Source organism: Rhodopirellula europaea 6C, from assembly GCF_000338295.1.
Lineage (GTDB): Bacteria > Planctomycetota > Planctomycetia > Pirellulales > Pirellulaceae > Rhodopirellula > Rhodopirellula europaea.
The window spans coordinates 75,848-91,389 of the sequence record NZ_ANMO01000216.1; the positions used below are offsets into that span (position 1 = coordinate 75,848).

General features: G+C 55.4%; 15 protein-coding genes. 10 read left to right on the forward strand and 5 right to left on the reverse strand.

The genetic code is table 11. The annotated features are described in order from the left end of the window. Nucleotides 1-4 precede the first annotated feature (4 nt). Nucleotides 5-352 carry a hypothetical protein gene (locus RE6C_RS22575; protein ID WP_008660384.1) on the reverse strand — a complete coding sequence of 116 codons (348 nt, stop codon included), beginning with the start codon at nt 350-352 and terminating at the stop codon, nt 5-7. 198 nt (nt 353-550) lie between these two features. Here RE6C_RS22575 and RE6C_RS22585 point away from each other — a divergent pair, with 198 nt between their 5' ends. The 4 genes from RE6C_RS22585 (at nt 551) to RE6C_RS22600 (ending at nt 5,029) form a co-directional block, all read left to right on the forward strand. Continuing rightward, a complete protein-coding gene (locus RE6C_RS22585) occupies nt 551-1,888 on the forward strand; it encodes a sensor histidine kinase (RefSeq protein WP_236618439.1) in 1,338 nt (445 codons plus the stop codon). A 184-nt stretch (nt 1,889-2,072) separates the two neighbouring features. Beyond that, nucleotides 2,073-3,500, forward strand: coding sequence for a S41 family peptidase (locus tag RE6C_RS22590; protein WP_008660389.1), 1,428 nt, complete (start codon nt 2,073-2,075; stop codon nt 3,498-3,500). A gap of 222 nt (nt 3,501-3,722) precedes the next feature. Beyond that, the gene (locus tag RE6C_RS22595; protein WP_008660390.1) at nt 3,723-4,103 is read left to right on the forward strand and encodes a heavy-metal-associated domain-containing protein; all 381 of its coding nucleotides are present in this window, start codon (nt 3,723-3,725) and stop codon (nt 4,101-4,103) included. A gap of 26 nt (nt 4,104-4,129) precedes the next feature. Beyond that, entirely contained in the window at nt 4,130-5,029 is a 900-nt protein-coding gene (locus RE6C_RS22600; protein ID WP_008660392.1) for a sirohydrochlorin chelatase, read from the forward strand. Nucleotides 5,030-5,083: 54 nt separating this feature from the next. Here the strand turns inward: RE6C_RS22600 and RE6C_RS22605 are convergent, their stop codons facing one another. Next, nucleotides 5,084-5,635, reverse strand: coding sequence for a hypothetical protein (locus tag RE6C_RS22605; RefSeq protein WP_008660394.1), 552 nt, complete (start codon nt 5,633-5,635; stop codon nt 5,084-5,086). A 277-nt stretch (nt 5,636-5,912) separates the two neighbouring features. Between RE6C_RS22605 and RE6C_RS32545 the strand changes: the two genes are divergently transcribed. The 5 genes from RE6C_RS32545 (at nt 5,913) to RE6C_RS33725 (ending at nt 10,142) form a co-directional block, all read left to right on the forward strand. Continuing rightward, nucleotides 5,913-6,053, forward strand: a complete 141-nt coding sequence (locus RE6C_RS32545; protein WP_173401823.1) for a hypothetical protein — start codon at nt 5,913-5,915, stop codon at nt 6,051-6,053. A 753-nt stretch (nt 6,054-6,806) separates the two neighbouring features. Then, entirely contained in the window at nt 6,807-8,153 is a 1,347-nt protein-coding gene (locus RE6C_RS22625; RefSeq protein WP_236618440.1) for a tyrosine-type recombinase/integrase, read from the forward strand. Between the two features lie 878 nt (nt 8,154-9,031). Next, nucleotides 9,032-9,514 (forward strand): hypothetical protein, encoded by a 483-nt coding sequence (locus RE6C_RS22635; RefSeq protein ID WP_008660406.1) that lies wholly within the window; start codon nt 9,032-9,034, stop codon nt 9,512-9,514. A gap of 176 nt (nt 9,515-9,690) precedes the next feature. Next, a complete protein-coding gene (locus RE6C_RS22640) occupies nt 9,691-9,888 on the forward strand; it encodes a hypothetical protein (RefSeq protein WP_008660408.1) in 198 nt (65 codons plus the stop codon). Further along, nucleotides 9,885-10,142 carry a ParE family toxin-like protein gene (locus tag RE6C_RS33725; protein ID WP_039963095.1) on the forward strand — a complete coding sequence of 86 codons (258 nt, stop codon included), beginning with the start codon at nt 9,885-9,887 and terminating at the stop codon, nt 10,140-10,142. The genes RE6C_RS22640 and RE6C_RS33725 overlap by 4 nt, the downstream gene beginning before the upstream one ends. Before the next feature lie 541 nt (nt 10,143-10,683). Here the strand turns inward: RE6C_RS33725 and RE6C_RS30870 are convergent. From RE6C_RS30870 to RE6C_RS22665, 3 genes are all read right to left on the reverse strand, one after another. After that, complete coding sequence (locus tag RE6C_RS30870) at nt 10,684-11,061, reverse strand: type II toxin-antitoxin system RelE/ParE family toxin (RefSeq protein WP_081605742.1); 378 nt, start codon at nt 11,059-11,061, stop codon at nt 10,684-10,686. After that, nucleotides 11,061-11,303, reverse strand: a complete 243-nt coding sequence (locus RE6C_RS22650) for a ribbon-helix-helix domain-containing protein (protein ID WP_008660414.1) — start codon at nt 11,301-11,303, stop codon at nt 11,061-11,063. The genes RE6C_RS30870 and RE6C_RS22650 overlap by 1 nt, the downstream gene beginning before the upstream one ends. Before the next feature lie 731 nt (nt 11,304-12,034). After that, a complete protein-coding gene (locus tag RE6C_RS22665) occupies nt 12,035-12,226 on the reverse strand; it encodes a type II toxin-antitoxin system RelE/ParE family toxin (RefSeq protein WP_236618441.1) in 192 nt (63 codons plus the stop codon). A gap of 2,228 nt (nt 12,227-14,454) precedes the next feature. Between RE6C_RS22665 and RE6C_RS22675 the strand changes: the two genes are divergently transcribed. Next, nucleotides 14,455-15,474: a sugar phosphate isomerase/epimerase family protein gene (locus RE6C_RS22675; RefSeq protein ID WP_008660423.1), complete on the forward strand. Its 1,020-nt coding sequence runs from the start codon at nt 14,455-14,457 to the stop codon at nt 15,472-15,474. Nucleotides 15,475-15,542 lie beyond the last annotated feature (68 nt).

A 15,542-nucleotide genomic window follows, 5' to 3' on the forward strand; every position in this document is an offset into this window, starting at 1 on the left:
CGACCTAGCCCGCTTGGCGGCGACGCCAAAGGAAGCGGAGGTAGTCCAACATCATCCATTGAATGATTAGCAGTGCGACCGGACCGCCGAACAAGATGAATTGGCTGGCCTCCTCGCTTTGGAACCAGGGCACTCCGGCGGCACTCAAAGCTGACAGACATGCCATTACAAAGGCACCATTGATCAACAACAGACCACACGACAAAGCCACCGAACTGAGCGACATCAGGCAGCCTCCCGCAAAATCGGTCAACGGCATCGAGTGGGCGCCAATCCGTTCGGCTTCGTCCGGGGACGAATCGATTCGTTCGTTTCCCGTTCGCGAACCACGCTGCCCCTCAGAAACCTTCATCGAATATTCTATCTTGCGAGATACTGCTTGAAAAACCAAACGTTAGACTGGATCGATTGGGCGGTCACTGAATGACGATCGAGAGCTCGAAGACGAGAGAGAACTCGAGATGGCGATTCAAATTAGCATGGCTGCAATTCGTGGAAGAAACAACCAGCCCGTGATCTTACGCTTATCTTTGTCGAATCGAATGACCGTATGAGCCAGGACGCCCGACTACGACCTTCTCCGATCTGCTTTTCGCAGCCACCATTGCGATCGTTCGGTCCCGCAGTCGCCGGGATGGTTCTGATTTTGGTTTTGGTCGTCGCCAACGCGTCTTCTTGGTTGGTGGGCTTGGTCAGTCTGGTTGTGATCGGATTGTTGCTGGTCTTCCGTCATTGGCACAGTTCGCAACAAGATGATGCGGTGGCTGCCTACGTCCGCGACAGCACCGAAGAAATTCAGAAGTGGCAGGAACGACTGCGTTGTCTGCATGCGGAGACTCGGCAGAACGCTTCCGCACTGCTGCAACTCAGCGACGGTGTGATTGTGCTGACAAAGGATTTTTCGGTCTTGCTGATCAATCCTTCGGCAGTCCGGTTGCTGGGACTAAAAAAACGGGACGCTTTGCTGGGACGTTGCTTCACCGAGTTGGTGCGTGTGCCGCAATTGTTGGCATCGATTCGTTCGGCGGTCCGAGAACAACAACCGCAGGAGTTCACTGTCGAATTGCATGACCAAGGAGTCATGCGTCCGCTGCGTGTCCGAGTGGATTTGATTGATACCGGCGAAGAACCCAATTTGCAGTTGTCGCTTCGTGATGAAACGGAAACGCGCCGCGTGGAAGATATGCGACGTGAATTCATCGCCAACGTATCGCATGAATTGAAAACGCCGTTGGCAGCCATCAAAGGCTACGCTGAAACGGTCGAGTTGGCGGTGCAGGATGATCCCGATGCGGCTCTGCACTTCATGCAACAAATCATGTCGCAATGTTTGCGGCTGGAACGATTGGTTCACGAGATGATGCAATTGGCTCGCGCACAAGCCGGACCGGCCAATCTTCATTTGTCCAGCGTATCGTTGTCGGAAATTGTCTCAGACGCGATTCGAACCTACGAACCGGTTGCCGCGGCGAACGGGTTGGATTTGATTCAAGAGGTCCCTTCTGGTGAAGCCAAGATCATTGCTGATCGAGAAGCCACGCTGACGATCGCCAACAATTTGATCGGCAACGCACTGCGTTACACTCCCTCGGGAGGAGAGATACGGGTGTCGATCGTTGAGCAAACCGACCAGTGGGCTCTCGTAGTCGAGGACACCGGCGTTGGCATTCCATACTCCGAACAACAACGTATCTTCGAACGTTTCTATCGCGGCAGTCGCAACGAAGAATCCAGCACAAGCGGCACCGGGTTGGGGCTGGCCATCGTCAAGCATTTGACTCAGGCCCAACAAGGCGACGTTTCCGTCACCAGCACGCCGGGCGAAGGATCCCGCTTCTGTGTCTGCTTGCCGGCGGTGCAAGCGTCGAAGGAACTCAACCGAGTTTGATGTGGCTGCGTCGGGATGTGGTCCTGCCTGCTCCGTCTCATCCTGTGCAAATTGGCCAGTACAGATCGGCCAGTACGGATCGGTCACGCCAAGCAAGCGAAGAAAAGCACGCGTGGTTTAGGCGGCGGTGCCCCTCGTGATACCATGGCAGCGTTCTCGCTCATCTCCGCCATCTGACACCGCCATGCTCCCGCGAAACCTGACTCTGCTGTTGTCCGTGTTGGTCATTTCATTCGCGTGTTATGCCATCTACTTGCGGACACGATCTGCGATGATGGTCAGCGAAGCCATCGAAATGATCGATCGGTACTATGTCGAACCTGTGGATCGCCGTGAATTGCTGACATCGGCGATGGCGGGCATGACATCGACGCTGGACCAACACAGCGAATACATTCCGCCGGTCAGCTACCAAGCCTTTCAGGACACGATCCAGCAAGAATTCGCGGGAATCGGAATCTACGTCGATCAACCGGTTGAAGGCGAACCCGTTCGCGTGATCACCCCATTGGTGGGCTCGCCTGCGCTCAGGGCCGGTCTGATGCCGGGAGACGCGATCTTGGAAGTGGACGGCGAGTACGTCGGCGACATGGACATTCGATCCGTCAGCGAACGATTGAGAGGACCGATCGCAACCACGGTGCAGTTATTGGTCGAACGTGGTGACGAGAAACTAGAAGTGAAGGTGCAGCGGGACACCATTCAGCTGGAATCCGTGATCGGTGACTATCGAAACGAAGGCAATGAATGGGTCTACCGTTTGAAGCAGCATCCCGACATCGTCTATGTCCGGATGACCAGTTTCGGCGACAAAACGGTCAGTGAACTACGTTCGGTCTTGAGTCGTTTGATGCCGAAGTCAGACGTGTCGGGGTTCGTGCTGGACCTTCGAGGCAACGGAGGCGGGTTGCTGACCGCTGCCGTTGATGTCTGCGATATGTTTCTGAGTTCAGGACGAATTGTCAGCACCAAGACTCGCGGCGGCGTGGTCGAAGACGAGGTGTCGGCAACGGCGGGGACTTTGGTGCCGCCCGATATGCCGGTCGCGATTTTGATCGATGAGCATTCCGCCAGTGCGAGTGAAATTGTTGCCGCGGCACTGCAAGACCACGGTCGAGCGACGATCGTTGGTACGCGGAGTTATGGCAAAGGTACTGTTCAAAATATCTTGCCGCTGGAATATGGACGCAGTGCTCTGCGTCTCACGGTGGCCAAGTACTATCGTCCGAGTGACCAAAACATTCACCGTGGCGTTGATGACACCGAAGAGGACGTTTGGGGCGTGAGTCCTGATCCGGGCATGGATGCAAAAATCGCGGAAGAGGATCTGCGGCAACTGGCTCGATTCTGGGAAGAGGCTTCTTACCCATCGCTGAAGAACCGCGATTTGAAGGACTCTCGTTTGAAGCTCGTCACGCCCGATGAAGAAGTGGATTCGGATGCCGAAGCTGAGGCTTCCTCGAACGAGGCCACGGACTCGACAGACGAGGACGCCGCTGCCCCCGAGCGAACGCCTGCCGAATCAGCCTGGGAGTTGGACAAACCCCTGCGAACCGCGGTGGAGGCCATTCGATCGGCCAACGCTTCCAAGCAAAACGCCGCGGCCGCTTGAGTCGAAGGCTGGCCACTTGCCAGCGTTTCTATGGTTGTTCGGGGCGATTTTAAACGGGTTTTCCAAATTGATAAGCTCCGAGATCGCTTCCGTTTGGAATGGCGGTTGTGAGTCTGGATTCCGCATTGGTAAGCTATATGGTGGTCTGAGACGGCGATCTCGTCGTGGTTTTGCACCTGTCAGGCTACCGAAAAGTCCGCTTCACTCTCATTGAGTTCACTGATGAAATCGATCGTTTACGTTGTTGCTGCCTTGGCCGCCGTTGGAATCATGGTCGCGATCTCAGCGACACCCGACCGAGCACCTGAAACCGAAGCCGCACCGGCCGCCTCTGTTGTCGCGACTCCTGAGATCATGGCCGAAGCGGGCACGATGACTTTGGAAGTGCCTGAAATGCACTGCCAATTCGCATGCTTTCCTCGTGTTCAAGAAACGTTGGAAAAGAACGGTGCGGTCAACGAAGTCGCTTTGGTCGATCAACCTGATCCAAACGCTTTGACGGTTAAGAAAGTCGTTGTGAAGTACGACGCCGGGTTTGATGTCACGTCAGCCTTGGCCGCTCTGCAAGAACAAGGGTTCTCTTCGGCCCAGAAAGTTCAGTAAGCAAATTCACTGAAGAAAGTGGCTCGATGGAACGTTGTGCATCACCAGAAGAAGCCACTTCGATCACGCAGCCCGCTTCGGTCGGTCATCCGACCCATGGGATTTTGCTGATCGGTCATGGGACCCGTGACGAACGCGGGACCGAAGAGTTTTTCGAGTTGGGCAATCGACTGGCAAGTCTTCTCGCTGGTCGATCGATTGTTCAGCCATGTTTGCTGGAGTTTCAGTCGCCAACGATTGATGAGGGTTGGCGACGATTGCTCGACGCGGGCGCGAAGCAAATCACCGTTTCGCCACTCTTGTTGTTTGCCGCGGGGCATGCCAAGTCAGACATTCCCGACGCAGTCGAAGCGGTCGCTCGCCAGACGCAAACGCTCGACCGAATCGCGGGCTACAGCCGTCCGATTTCGCGACAGCCGCACATGATCGATTTGGTTCGCGAGCGTTTGGCTGAATCACTCGAATCGGTGTCCGTCGGCGAAATGGACAATGCCCCGATCTCGACGGCGGTGGTGATGGTCGGCCGCGGAAGCTTGGACCCATGTGCTTCATCGGACATGCGCCTGCTCACCGAAGTCACCGTTCGCGGCCGGTTGAAACAAGCCGACTCATCTTCCATCGCGGATCGGCATGCGATCGACGCGGATGGTTTGCTCACGACGTTTTATGCGATGGCACAACCGCGGTTGCCGGACACGCTGGGACAGATTGCAGCGAGCGGTCGGTTCGGTCGAGTCATCGTCCAACCGCACCTGTTGTTCTCGGGGCGATTGTATGATGCGATCGAGCGTCAAACCAAAGAAGCCGCAGCCAAATTCAGTGAAATTGAATTTGTCATTTCACGGTACTTGGGACCGGATGCCAAAGTCGCCGCAGCCATCGCCGATCGAATTGATTCCCTGCAATCCGAGAACGTCGGCGGTTAGTGCCCGAATCCTTCGGGGCAATTCGTCAGTCGTTGATTGTGTCGGGTTGTCTGATCAATCGGGAAGCTTGCGGCGGAACTGAGGGCGTTTTGCTTTGGGCAACTCGGCTTGGTGCTCTTCTTGGAATCGACGACGCTCAACGGGAGTCGCGTAGTACATCAGGTAAGTATCGTTGTCGTCCAGGCATCGCCATTCCAAGCTCTTGCCGGGCGCGTCGACCTTCTTTTCGCACGCCGGAAGAATGTCGCGGTAGATCACTCGATACAGTTCGCGATCGGAAAGGTGATCGGTGAACGTGAGCTTGATGTTTTGGGAATGCAGTTGTTGGATCGTACGCTGCAGCTCGACCGACAGCGCCGCATCGTCCAGCGATTCTGGGGCGGGGATTTGTAGCGGTGGATTGAACCACTGAGCGATCGCAAGTGCTGGTGCCCGTTCCCAGGCCAGGATCGATGCGAGGTACTCGTTCTCCTTCTGAAGCGGCATGCTCCGCGTCGTCGGATCGTCGATGGAATCGTCTCGGTATGGTTCCAACTCGTCTCGCAAGCGAGCGTTGGTGAGAATCAAATCCACCTCGTCGATCATCGGTTGACTCGTTTCACTCATGTCCTGATACCCTTCGTCCTCTAGCAAAATCGCGTGACCGGGGCCCGTACCCCGCACTCCGTTTAATTCGCGTCGACGCGACTTGCGGCGACACTCCCAAGCTATCCAGGCCGGCTCGCCGCTCAATCTAGAATTGAGTCAAAACGGCGAACTCGCCAGATTTTTGCACGCTCGCGTGTGTCTTGATCGATACGAACGTCACGATTTACCACGTTTCACGCTTGGACAAGTGATCTTCGAGGCATGTGAGGTTCCACCTTCTTCGCTGGGGCAACCCATGTCTCTGCCCGTCGCCATCGATTCTCGCGACTCTGCAGCAACGGCCAGCCATGGCAAAACGCCGCCGATCGCGACGCCGAATGACACTGCACTCAACCTTCTTCAGGCTGAGCTGTATTCCAAAGACACATTCGGTTGACTTCCTGCGATCGGCAACAGTCGCTTGCCAAGCGAAGTTGCGGGGGAAGTCGAGCGATGCCGTTCAGGCGTACGCGAGGGGCCGGCGTGAGAAACGGTTCGCACTCCCCCTCCCGCTGCGGCTTGTCGATCGAGTCACCAACGCGGTTTCAACGCATGTAGGATGGGCACTCTTGCCGTTTTATACCCCACATCTCGAAACACCAAAGATTAGTGTCCAATTAGAGTGGATTAGTGTTCCGCCAGAGCGGTCAAGGGAACACTAATCTCCGCTGATCGAACACTAATGGTTCTTGGACAAGGGATGTTTGGCTTCGAACCGCTTGTATTCCCAACGCAAGCCGCTCCCAAAAGATGTGGGGTACAAAAAGGCACTCTTGCCCGTCCAAGTTACGGATGTCGGCCAAGAGTGGCCAACCGACAGCAAGATGGACTCGCCCGCCACCAACGTGCGAGGTTCGCAAGACGTCACTAACACAGCACTTCAACGCTGCACAACCTCTGCTCCGGGAGGGGCGTCCCGCTTCGGGCCGGGAGTGCGGGCATGGGATCGAACGTCTCACCCGACCCTCAATCACGTTCTAGTCGTCAGAAATCTGTTGTCGATTCAGCAACGGATCTGGCCTTTGAAGACTGTCCGGCCATTCGTTGTTCCGAAAACAGGGCTGGATCGAGATGAATTCGCATTGTTTGTCACGCTTGGCTCGCTGAACGTTTTCGAAACGTGTCTTCGCCCTGTTAGTTGGAGCAGCCCATGTCTCGTCTTGTCGCACCGGATGCACCCCGTCTCTATACCAATGGCCAACCCTGGCGCGACGCCCGCGGCCGAGACGCCCCGCGACACGCCGTGGAGACGGAATTCAAAGCGGAGCATGCCGTCGTCGACCTGTCGACTCAGCCGCCCAAGCCGTTGGTTGTTAAATGTCTGGTCCGCGAGTTGCGGATCCGATTTTACTCCGTCAACACCATCAAAAACTATCGCTCCGCTTGGGTCTGCTTCCTTCGCTGGTACCGAGGACCGCTGGACCAGATCGACCAAGAGGACATTCGGGACTACTTGGAACTGCTGGTCAATGGCGGCGCGTCGGCGTCGGAGTTCAGCGTCACTTTGTCGGCACTGCGAACCGGCCTGGACAAATTCTGTTTGTTGCGTTGCACGGTTGGACTGGTGTCCCCGCGAAAGTCAAAGCAATTGCCAGTCGTGATGTCCAAGAAAGAGGTCCAGCGAATGATGGAGGCCGCTCGCACGTTGCGTGACAAGTTGCTTCTCACCGTGCTGTATGCAACCGGTTTGCGAGTCTTGGAGGTCGCCCGTTTGCAGTGGTCGGACTTTGATTTCGATCGCCAACAAATTCGGGTTCAACTTGGCAAAGGCAAAAAGGATCGCTACGTCATGTTGGCCGACGATTTGTTGCCGCTGATGCGGCAGTTGTGGCGGCGCACCCAAGGAGTTGGCTACCTATTTCCTTCCGAAGACGGGCGTGTTGGCCGGCATCTTTCTCCGCGGACGATCCAACGTGCGGTCAAGCAGGCTCGGATTCTGTCGGGAATTGGCAAGGCGGTCACGCCGCACAGTTTCCGCCACAGCTTTGCGACGCACTTGATCGAATCCGGCACCGACATTCGGTTCATCCAAAAGTTGCTTGGGCACACCAATCTGGAAACCACCTCGCTGTACACCAAGGTCGCACAGATGAAAGCGACGGCGGTCGCCAGTCCACTGGATCGGTTGGGGAACGAACCTGGTTCGTCGTCGGGTTCTTCCGGTCGGCAACCGAAACCTCGGCCCTCCGTGGGTCGGATGCGGCTCGAGGTGGATCCGAATCCCGATCCAAACGGCGCGTATGCGGTGACGTTGGGCGTTTGGCAAGAAGGTCAATTGCTTCCGTTGCCGGGAATGCGAGCGACGATGCCACGCCGAGATTGGGTTTCCTTGCAAATCCCACTGCAAGACATCTGGGAACCGACGCTGCGTTGCCTCCCCGCGGAACAACGTGAGCGATTGGAGTCGCCCGAGTTCTTCTCGCAGGTGCAGCGAGAGGTTGCCAAGCGAATCCTGCGAATCAGGGACGCAGAACATTCTCAGGCGATCAAGACCTAAGCCATTCGCAGATGCGAGTTGGATTCTCCCCCCGCAGGACGTTGGTCTTGTCTGCCAGCGGGGAAGGTGTGTTTGCAACCTGAATTCAGGGTGAAAAACACCGTCGTTTGCACCCGTGCCTCGGAACCAGCAAACGCAACCCCGCGTCACGGAACCCTCGCCCGGTCGCCCAATTGCTGCAGACCGAGCCCCCTTCAGCTAAAATCAACACCCGTTCTCCCCCATTTCCAAGCATGTACGACACCCTGTCGTCCAGAACCCCGTTGTGTGCCATGGTCACTAACTTTGCCATCGCGTTTGTGGTCGCTGTCGCCATCGTCATTCTGTGGGGCTGGCTCGGAGACTGGTCCCAGAGTCGCTTGCGGCGCGACGATGACGCTTACTGGACGTCTCACACGTTGAAATGTCCGCACTGCGACGCGCCGTACCCACCAACTGCATACACCACCCGATGGATAACGTGTTCTGAATCTCCCACCAATGGTGCTTCGATCACATGCCCGTCTTGTACGGAAATCGCCTCTTTTGATCGTACGGATGACAAGCCAGTGTTCGTTTCTCTTGCGAATCGACCGCGTGAATGCGCCAACTGCGGTGAACGCTTCAATGGGAAACCGGATTCCGCGTGTCCGGTTTGCAACGTCGCTCGTAGCGCGTAGGCACACAACATGGTTTTTACGCTAGGCCGCTCTCCATTGGAGACTCGTTCGGCCATGAACGTCAATCGCTTCGGTGACGTTTTACTACGATGGAGACAGCGGCACACCCTCGCTCTTTGTTCAAACGGCGATCCTTTGGTACGATGGCTGGTAATTCGACGCTGGTTCGCTTCGTTCGGGGTGGGTGTCGTAAAAACCTTCCGTTGTGTGACGCAATCTATGAGCAATGGAGACCGCAACATCACGTGGTTGCCTCCGTTGTTCACGAACGCTGGCGGTGCCGACGTCGTCGTTGGTGTCGACGCTGGCTACGATTGGGTCACGCAATACCATACAGTCGTTTCGCTCTCCGGTGATGGCTTGCCGCCTTCGATGCTCCCGCTCGTCCAACCGGGTTACGGTGGCGATTATCCCACTGCCCGCGACCTGATCACCTCCCGACTCGAAACCGCTGGTCTTCCATCTTCGCTTGTCGATACGTTCCCATTCTTCGCGGTGGTTGACCTCGCTTTCCGATCGTCTGGCTTTTGGGCCATCAATGCTGCCGCGTGGCTCCCGCACTTTGACTTCGACGAATCGTTTGCCAATGTCCTGCTACAATTCACACTCAACAAACAACATTCGCAATCAGATCGGCATTTGGTTGCCCAACATCTTCACAAATGGGAAACGGATCGGGGCATTACGCTATTGAGACCGTAAACGCACTTCAGCGTCACCTAACATGGTTTTTACGCTAGGCCTGCGGCACACCTTCGTCCTTTGGCAACGATCGCTGGCCTTGGTACAATCTCTCGTAGTTCAGACATCGTTCGCTTCGTTTAGGGCGGTGTCATAAAACCTTCCGTTGGGCGGCACCGCTCGAAAGGTAACTCTCAATGACACTTGAAGATCTCGAAAAGACCATTTCACATCTGCCACCAGAGGAACTCGCGAAGTTCCGCGAATGGTTCTTGGACTTTGACGCTGCGCAATTTGACAAACGCATCGAGATCGACGCAAAAGATGGACGTCTCGATTCTCTTGCTGACGCTGCGTTGCGCGATCACTCGGCGGGCAACTCGACGCAGTTATGAATCACCACGCAAGCCCGTCGTTCTGGGAATGCTACAAGCAACTGCCCGAAGCAATACGGAAGTTGGCCGATAAGAATTTCGCACTGCTCAGAACTGACCCAACGCACCCGTCACTACATTTCAAAAAAGTGGGGCGATTTCGATCTGCGCGTGTCGGCAGATACTACCGTGCATTGGCCGTTGAATCCGATGATGGATTGCTGTGGTTCTGGATTGGCAATCATGCGGAATACGAACGCTTGATCGGCGCGTAGGTGCCGCCCAACATGGTTATTACGCTGAGGCTTTTCGGGCACACCTTGGTTCTTTGGCAACGGGCCTTGGCCTTAGTACAATTTCCTGTAGTTCATGCATCGCTCGCTTCGTTCAGGGCGGTGTCGTAAAAACCTTCCGTTGTGCGACCTACCGCGAGGGCCTCATGGGACAACCTCTCTGGCTCGGCCTCCTAAATGTCTCGGTCATGCCAACATTTATCGGTACATCGCTGCTGTTCTACGTGGCGCAGCGCTTCGACTGGTGGTTCGGTTACACAATCTTGCTCTTCGTACCGTTCTGGGTGCTCGGCTTCTTCGTTTGGAATTTCGGCGCTGGGTTGCTGATCGACCGACTGTTGTCAAATCGCCCCAGTGCGGCGGTTGGCCCTCCTTGTCCCCACTGCACAAAACCTCTCGCATCAAAATACGCACAGCAATGCCTTCACTGCGGTGCTGACTGGCACAATTCACGTACTGCGTAGGTTGCCGGTCGCACAACATGGTTTTTACGCTAGGCCTCCGGCACACCTTCCTTGGTTGGTCACGCGGGCTGGCATTGGTACAATCTTCCGTAGTTTGAACATCGCTCGCTTCGTTCAGGGCGTTGTCGTAAAAACCTTCCGTTGTGTGACCCTATAGCGAACGGATGTCGCGGTCTCCGGCGAATACGCGCGCGACTTCGATACCGTTCTTGATTGGCCTGAAGAATTATGACGTAGCGACCAACAACACTGCTACGAATCTCGGCACCGAACTCTGGCCGCCGCTCTCCAAATTCCGGAGTTGCGGCTATTAGCTTGCACTTCTCTTCAATCTTTTCGACCCAATTTGCCGCGGAGATGGGTTTATCGCGTGCGATATAATCGTAGATGTCCGACAAATCCTGCTGGGCGGACGGCGCGATTATCAATCTTGCCATTACTCGGCGGACTCCATCGCAATTCTTGCGCGATCTCGCAACTGCGCGAACACCACCTCACCGTCGATTCCCTGGCCGGCGTCTAGTTCATCAATTCCCTTTTGTACTTCCGCACGCAACTGTTGTTGGCTTTTCAACAATTGCACGCCCGCCGCAACGGCCGCTTCAGCTGACTCGAACTGTCCTGACGCTACCAATCCCCTTACGAATTGCATCGCATCGGGGCTGAGCTGTACATTCATGGAGACCTCCAACCGGGGCTACCGGGTCACACAACATGAGTTTTTCGCTAAGGCCCTGCGGGCACACCTTCGATGTGGTGCAGGCCTAGCTCCCATTATACAATCAAATCTTGTTAAGGACATCTGCGCGTTGATAGTGGCGGTGTCGTAAAAAACTTCCGTTGTCAGACGCTAGTCGATCATTTGGCCAACCCGTATCAATCTCCATCCACCAGCGTCGAGCCCAAATTGCTGCGATCTGTTGCACCGCGCTGGTTTGCTTCGGCAATAGCAACGTCTGCAGTTGGTGCTGCAATCTGGACGTTTGCAACGGCAGCATACGACGCCAGTGAAGAACCATTTGTTGGCAACTTTGACGTAGTCGACTGGCTTGTAATGTTCGTTGGTGGTGGTCTTGGCGTTCTGTTCTGGTTCGGATGGGCCTGCGCGATTATGTGGGCCGTGGTCCGCCGATGGTGGTCCGTCTCAATGATTTTCCTTCTGCTCATTGCAATTCCCATTGGCTATTTACATAGCTGGTGCTTAACTGGCTACCTTGGAGACCGGCGGGCAGCGATTGAGATGCAGGCTCAGCCCTAGTGGATCGCGTCTGACAACATGGTTTTTACGCTAGGCCTTCGGCGCACCTTCGTTCTTTGGCAACGGGCGGTGGCATTGGTACAGTTTCCCGTAGTTCAGACATTGTTTGCTTCGTTTAGGGCGGTGTCGTAAAAAACTTCCGTTCTGTGACCTTAGATTTTTGGTTCGTCAAAATCCCCTCGAATAACTCGGACGATCTCAAGGAATCCTTCGACGCGGCAAAAGAAAATCACGTAGCTGCCAACGTACGTGGATCGAATCTCGTTGCCAAGTTCCGGACGCGCATCGCCGACATCGGGATCCTTGGCCAACAAACAACACTTCTCGCGAAGCTTTTGAACCAATTGACGGGCCGCGACTGGTTTATCGCGGGCAATGAATCGAGCGATCTACTTGAGGTCTTCTTTCGATTCCGCAGAATAGCGAAGTCTCGGCATGTTCTCATGCTTCCTTGATGTTCGGCTTCTACGTTGTCAATTTCCGCGTTGATCTCGTCAAACACGGTTTCTTCGTCGTAGAATTTACCCGCATCCAATTGCTGAACGCCTTTTTGAATCTCGCTTCGCAATTGCTCACGCCCCATCAGCAACCTGACACCTTCAACGATGGCATCTTCTTCAGAATTGAATCTTCCTTGGGAAACAAGACCTTTCACGAAATCATTGACTTCGCTTGGTAGGTTCAGATTCATAGCTTCACTCCAGTGCGCCGGGAGTATAACATGGTGTTTACGCATAGGACCTGCGGGCATACCGTCGATGTAGTGCTGACCTCGCTTCCATTATAAAATCAAATCCACTTCAGGGCATCGCTCGCTTCGTTTAGGGCGGCATCGTAGAAACCTTCCGTTGTGCGACGCAGGTCAATGTTCTCCGAGGCCGATTTCCAAACCGCCGCCCATGGGATTTGCCACGGACCTGACCTCGAGTGGTTCGCCGTAGATGACCGCGACCAAATCGGAGCGTTCTGCAACGCCGGATTCGCGTGCGTCTCTGTTCCCGTATGTGCACCGTTCGATCTGTACGTTCGCATGCTGGACGCGATCGACGCACTTACCGTTGCCTGTAGGGCAACTTGGTACTGCACGCAACCACCGATTCACGATAGGTGGGACAATTGGTCTCCGCGCGGACTATTTGGTTTCGACTGGGAGCATGCAATTGGGCGACCGGCCCTTCGCTGCCCTGTCGTCTCATGACCCGCCCAACGACGTGACCGAGTACTTCAGTTCCAACCGACTCAAAATTGCCGACTTCTATTCCGAGTCAAAAATCATATTCTGACCGTGTTGCCACTTCAGGGTCATACAACATGGTGTTTATGCTAGGCCTTCGGTGCACCTTCCGTGGTTGGAAGCGTAAGCTGGATTTGATTTCACTGGTCGTGTTTCAGGCATCGCGAGGTTTGTTTGCATTGTTGTCTTGAGGCCGTTACAGCGTGAGGCCGGCTGGTTTCCTCTCTCGTCCACGCTTCTTGAGGAGAGCTGTAGGCGATCATCCTGCCTCAATAGCCCAACGAGCAATTTGAAGTCGGAAATGGCAATCTATGAAATATTGCGGTAGGGAGTGAGGGCAGCACACGCCACTTCCCATGCCCGGCCCTCACCCTCGCGTACGCCTGAACGGCGTCGCTTGACCTCTCCCCAAACTTCGTTTCGGGAGAGGTGCGCCATGTGAAAATCTGCCGAAAGACGGTATCGGAAAGCTGCACGACCTCAAGCGAGGCGAGTCAGCACAGTTCAAACGGAAGCTAGCGCAAGCGGATAGGGTCCATAACACTGAACACCTTGCAGGCAGGCCTATCGGACTGTTGATTTAATAGGCGGTACCGCGTTGGCGGCGGTTGGTCAAACGCCAACCGGGGCGAACGCCCATCGGCTAATTGTTGTCATTCTGTATATGGCTAAATCAACAGCCCGCTGCTCCGGCGCGGTCAACACTCGGATTGTTGATGCCGTTTTAGAGACTGACATGCTAAGCAAGTCGGCAAGATTCTTTCGGCATTTGAACTGTTTTGGCAAACGCCACTGGTCCCACGTAAAACCGGGGCTGACACCCAAACGGCTTACATGGTTGTGCCCGATCATTCCTGCCGACCTGCTCAACCGTGTGTACATTGACGAACATGTGAGAAAGGCGAGTTCGCTGAGCCAGATGATGTTGCACGGTTCCTGGTGGCGTTGTTGGTAGATGCGACCGACGAGCTGATCGGGGCGAGCTGATCGGGTCAAGGGAAGTTTTTGATTCCAACGATGCGATTGATCGTTTGGAGGTATTGCGGCACGTTGGGAAGTAGCCTTGGATTCTGGGTGAGGTCTTGGCCCTTTTTCAGGAGGGACAGTACGAGCATTGGGTGCGTCACGTAGCTTGGATTGTTGCAGAGTTGTTTGTCTCGGTTGCGGGGGCGATCGCGAAGAGTGGATGTGGTGTCGAGGCGTCAGTTCGCGTCCTGACTCGACTCGAGTTGATGTTCTGCGATCGGTGTGGCTCGCTACAATGAGTTGGGCTTCGCACCGGGGCCAGTTTGGCGGGCTATCACTTACACACTGATTCACGCATCCAAGGAATCCGCTATGAGCATCGAGACCAATCGACCTTTCCCAGTTGTCTCCAGCAATCGCGACGAAGTTGGACCGCAGAAGCAGGCGTCACGTCGGGCTTGGATGGCAGGGGTGGCTGCGGCGGCGGGAGCGTCGGCATGTTCCGGTCGCGTGGCTTTGGCTCAAGCTGATTCTGACAAAGAAGAAGCTGCTGCATCGCGGAAGCCCAATCCGATCGCGGTGTCGACCTATTCGTACTGGCGGTATCGCGACGATAGCAAGCTTTCGATCGAGGAGTGCGTGGACTTGGCCGCTGATGCGGGATTTGATGCGGTGGAGGTGTTGCATGTTCAGATGACCGACGAATCGAACGGCACGTTGCAACGGATCAAGCAGCGGGCCTTTCGTCGAGGCTTGAGTCTGTGTGGGATGTCGACTCACCAATCGTTTGTCTCGCCCGACCCGGCTGAACGTCAAAAGAACATCGATCACACGATCCACTGCATCGAGCTGGCGTATGCGATGGGGATTCCCACGATTCGAGTGAACACTGGTCGTTGGGGAACGTCGGGCAGCTTCGATGAATTGATGGCCAACAAGGGCATCGAGCCGACCTTGGAAGGACACACCGACGAGGAAGGTTTCGGTTGGGTCCGGGAAGGATTTGAAAAGTGTCTGCCGGTCGCCGAGAAGTGTGGTGTGGTGATGGGGCTGGAGAATCATTGGGGGCTCGGGCGAACCGCGGACGGAGTTTTAAGGGTCATTGGAGAAGTCGATTCGCCGTGGTTGCGGGCAACGCTGGACACCGGCAATTTTCTAGAGAATCAGTACGATCAGTACCGGAAACTGGCTCCCGACGCGGTGTTTGTTCAGGCCAAGACTTACTTTGGAGGGGGCACCTGGTACACGCTGGACATTGATTACGACCGGGTGGCAGAGATTCTGCGGGAGGTTGACTATCGTGGATACATCAGCTTGGAATTCGAAGGCAGCGAGGCTCACGAATCCGCCATTCCGAAGAGTCTGGCAATGTTGAGAGAGGCATTTCACTAATCGGTGGACATGGGATAAGAATGGGCCCAATTCGATGCCGAACCCACCGGCATCCCGTGTCGTAGCAC

Coding starts and splice junctions, on each gene's coding strand:
- RE6C_RS22575 (WP_008660384.1), bottom strand. CDS start 352: ATGAAGGTTTCTGAGGGGCAGCGTGGTTCGCGAACGGGAAACGAACGA.
- RE6C_RS22585 (WP_236618439.1), top strand. CDS start 551: ATGAGCCAGGACGCCCGACTACGACCTTCTCCGATCTGCTTTTCGCAG.
- RE6C_RS22590 (WP_008660389.1), top strand. CDS start 2,073: ATGCTCCCGCGAAACCTGACTCTGCTGTTGTCCGTGTTGGTCATTTCA.
- RE6C_RS22595 (WP_008660390.1), top strand. CDS start 3,723: ATGAAATCGATCGTTTACGTTGTTGCTGCCTTGGCCGCCGTTGGAATC.
- RE6C_RS22600 (WP_008660392.1), top strand. CDS start 4,130: ATGGAACGTTGTGCATCACCAGAAGAAGCCACTTCGATCACGCAGCCC.
- RE6C_RS22605 (WP_008660394.1), bottom strand. CDS start 5,635: ATGAGTGAAACGAGTCAACCGATGATCGACGAGGTGGATTTGATTCTC.
- RE6C_RS32545 (WP_173401823.1), top strand. CDS start 5,913: ATGTCTCTGCCCGTCGCCATCGATTCTCGCGACTCTGCAGCAACGGCC.
- RE6C_RS22625 (WP_236618440.1), top strand. CDS start 6,807: ATGTCTCGTCTTGTCGCACCGGATGCACCCCGTCTCTATACCAATGGC.
- RE6C_RS22635 (WP_008660406.1), top strand. CDS start 9,032: ATGAGCAATGGAGACCGCAACATCACGTGGTTGCCTCCGTTGTTCACG.
- RE6C_RS22640 (WP_008660408.1), top strand. CDS start 9,691: ATGACACTTGAAGATCTCGAAAAGACCATTTCACATCTGCCACCAGAG.
- RE6C_RS33725 (WP_039963095.1), top strand. CDS start 9,885: ATGAATCACCACGCAAGCCCGTCGTTCTGGGAATGCTACAAGCAACTG.
- RE6C_RS30870 (WP_081605742.1), bottom strand. CDS start 11,061: ATGGCAAGATTGATAATCGCGCCGTCCGCCCAGCAGGATTTGTCGGAC.
- RE6C_RS22650 (WP_008660414.1), bottom strand. CDS start 11,303: ATGAATGTACAGCTCAGCCCCGATGCGATGCAATTCGTAAGGGGATTG.
- RE6C_RS22675 (WP_008660423.1), top strand. CDS start 14,455: ATGAGCATCGAGACCAATCGACCTTTCCCAGTTGTCTCCAGCAATCGC.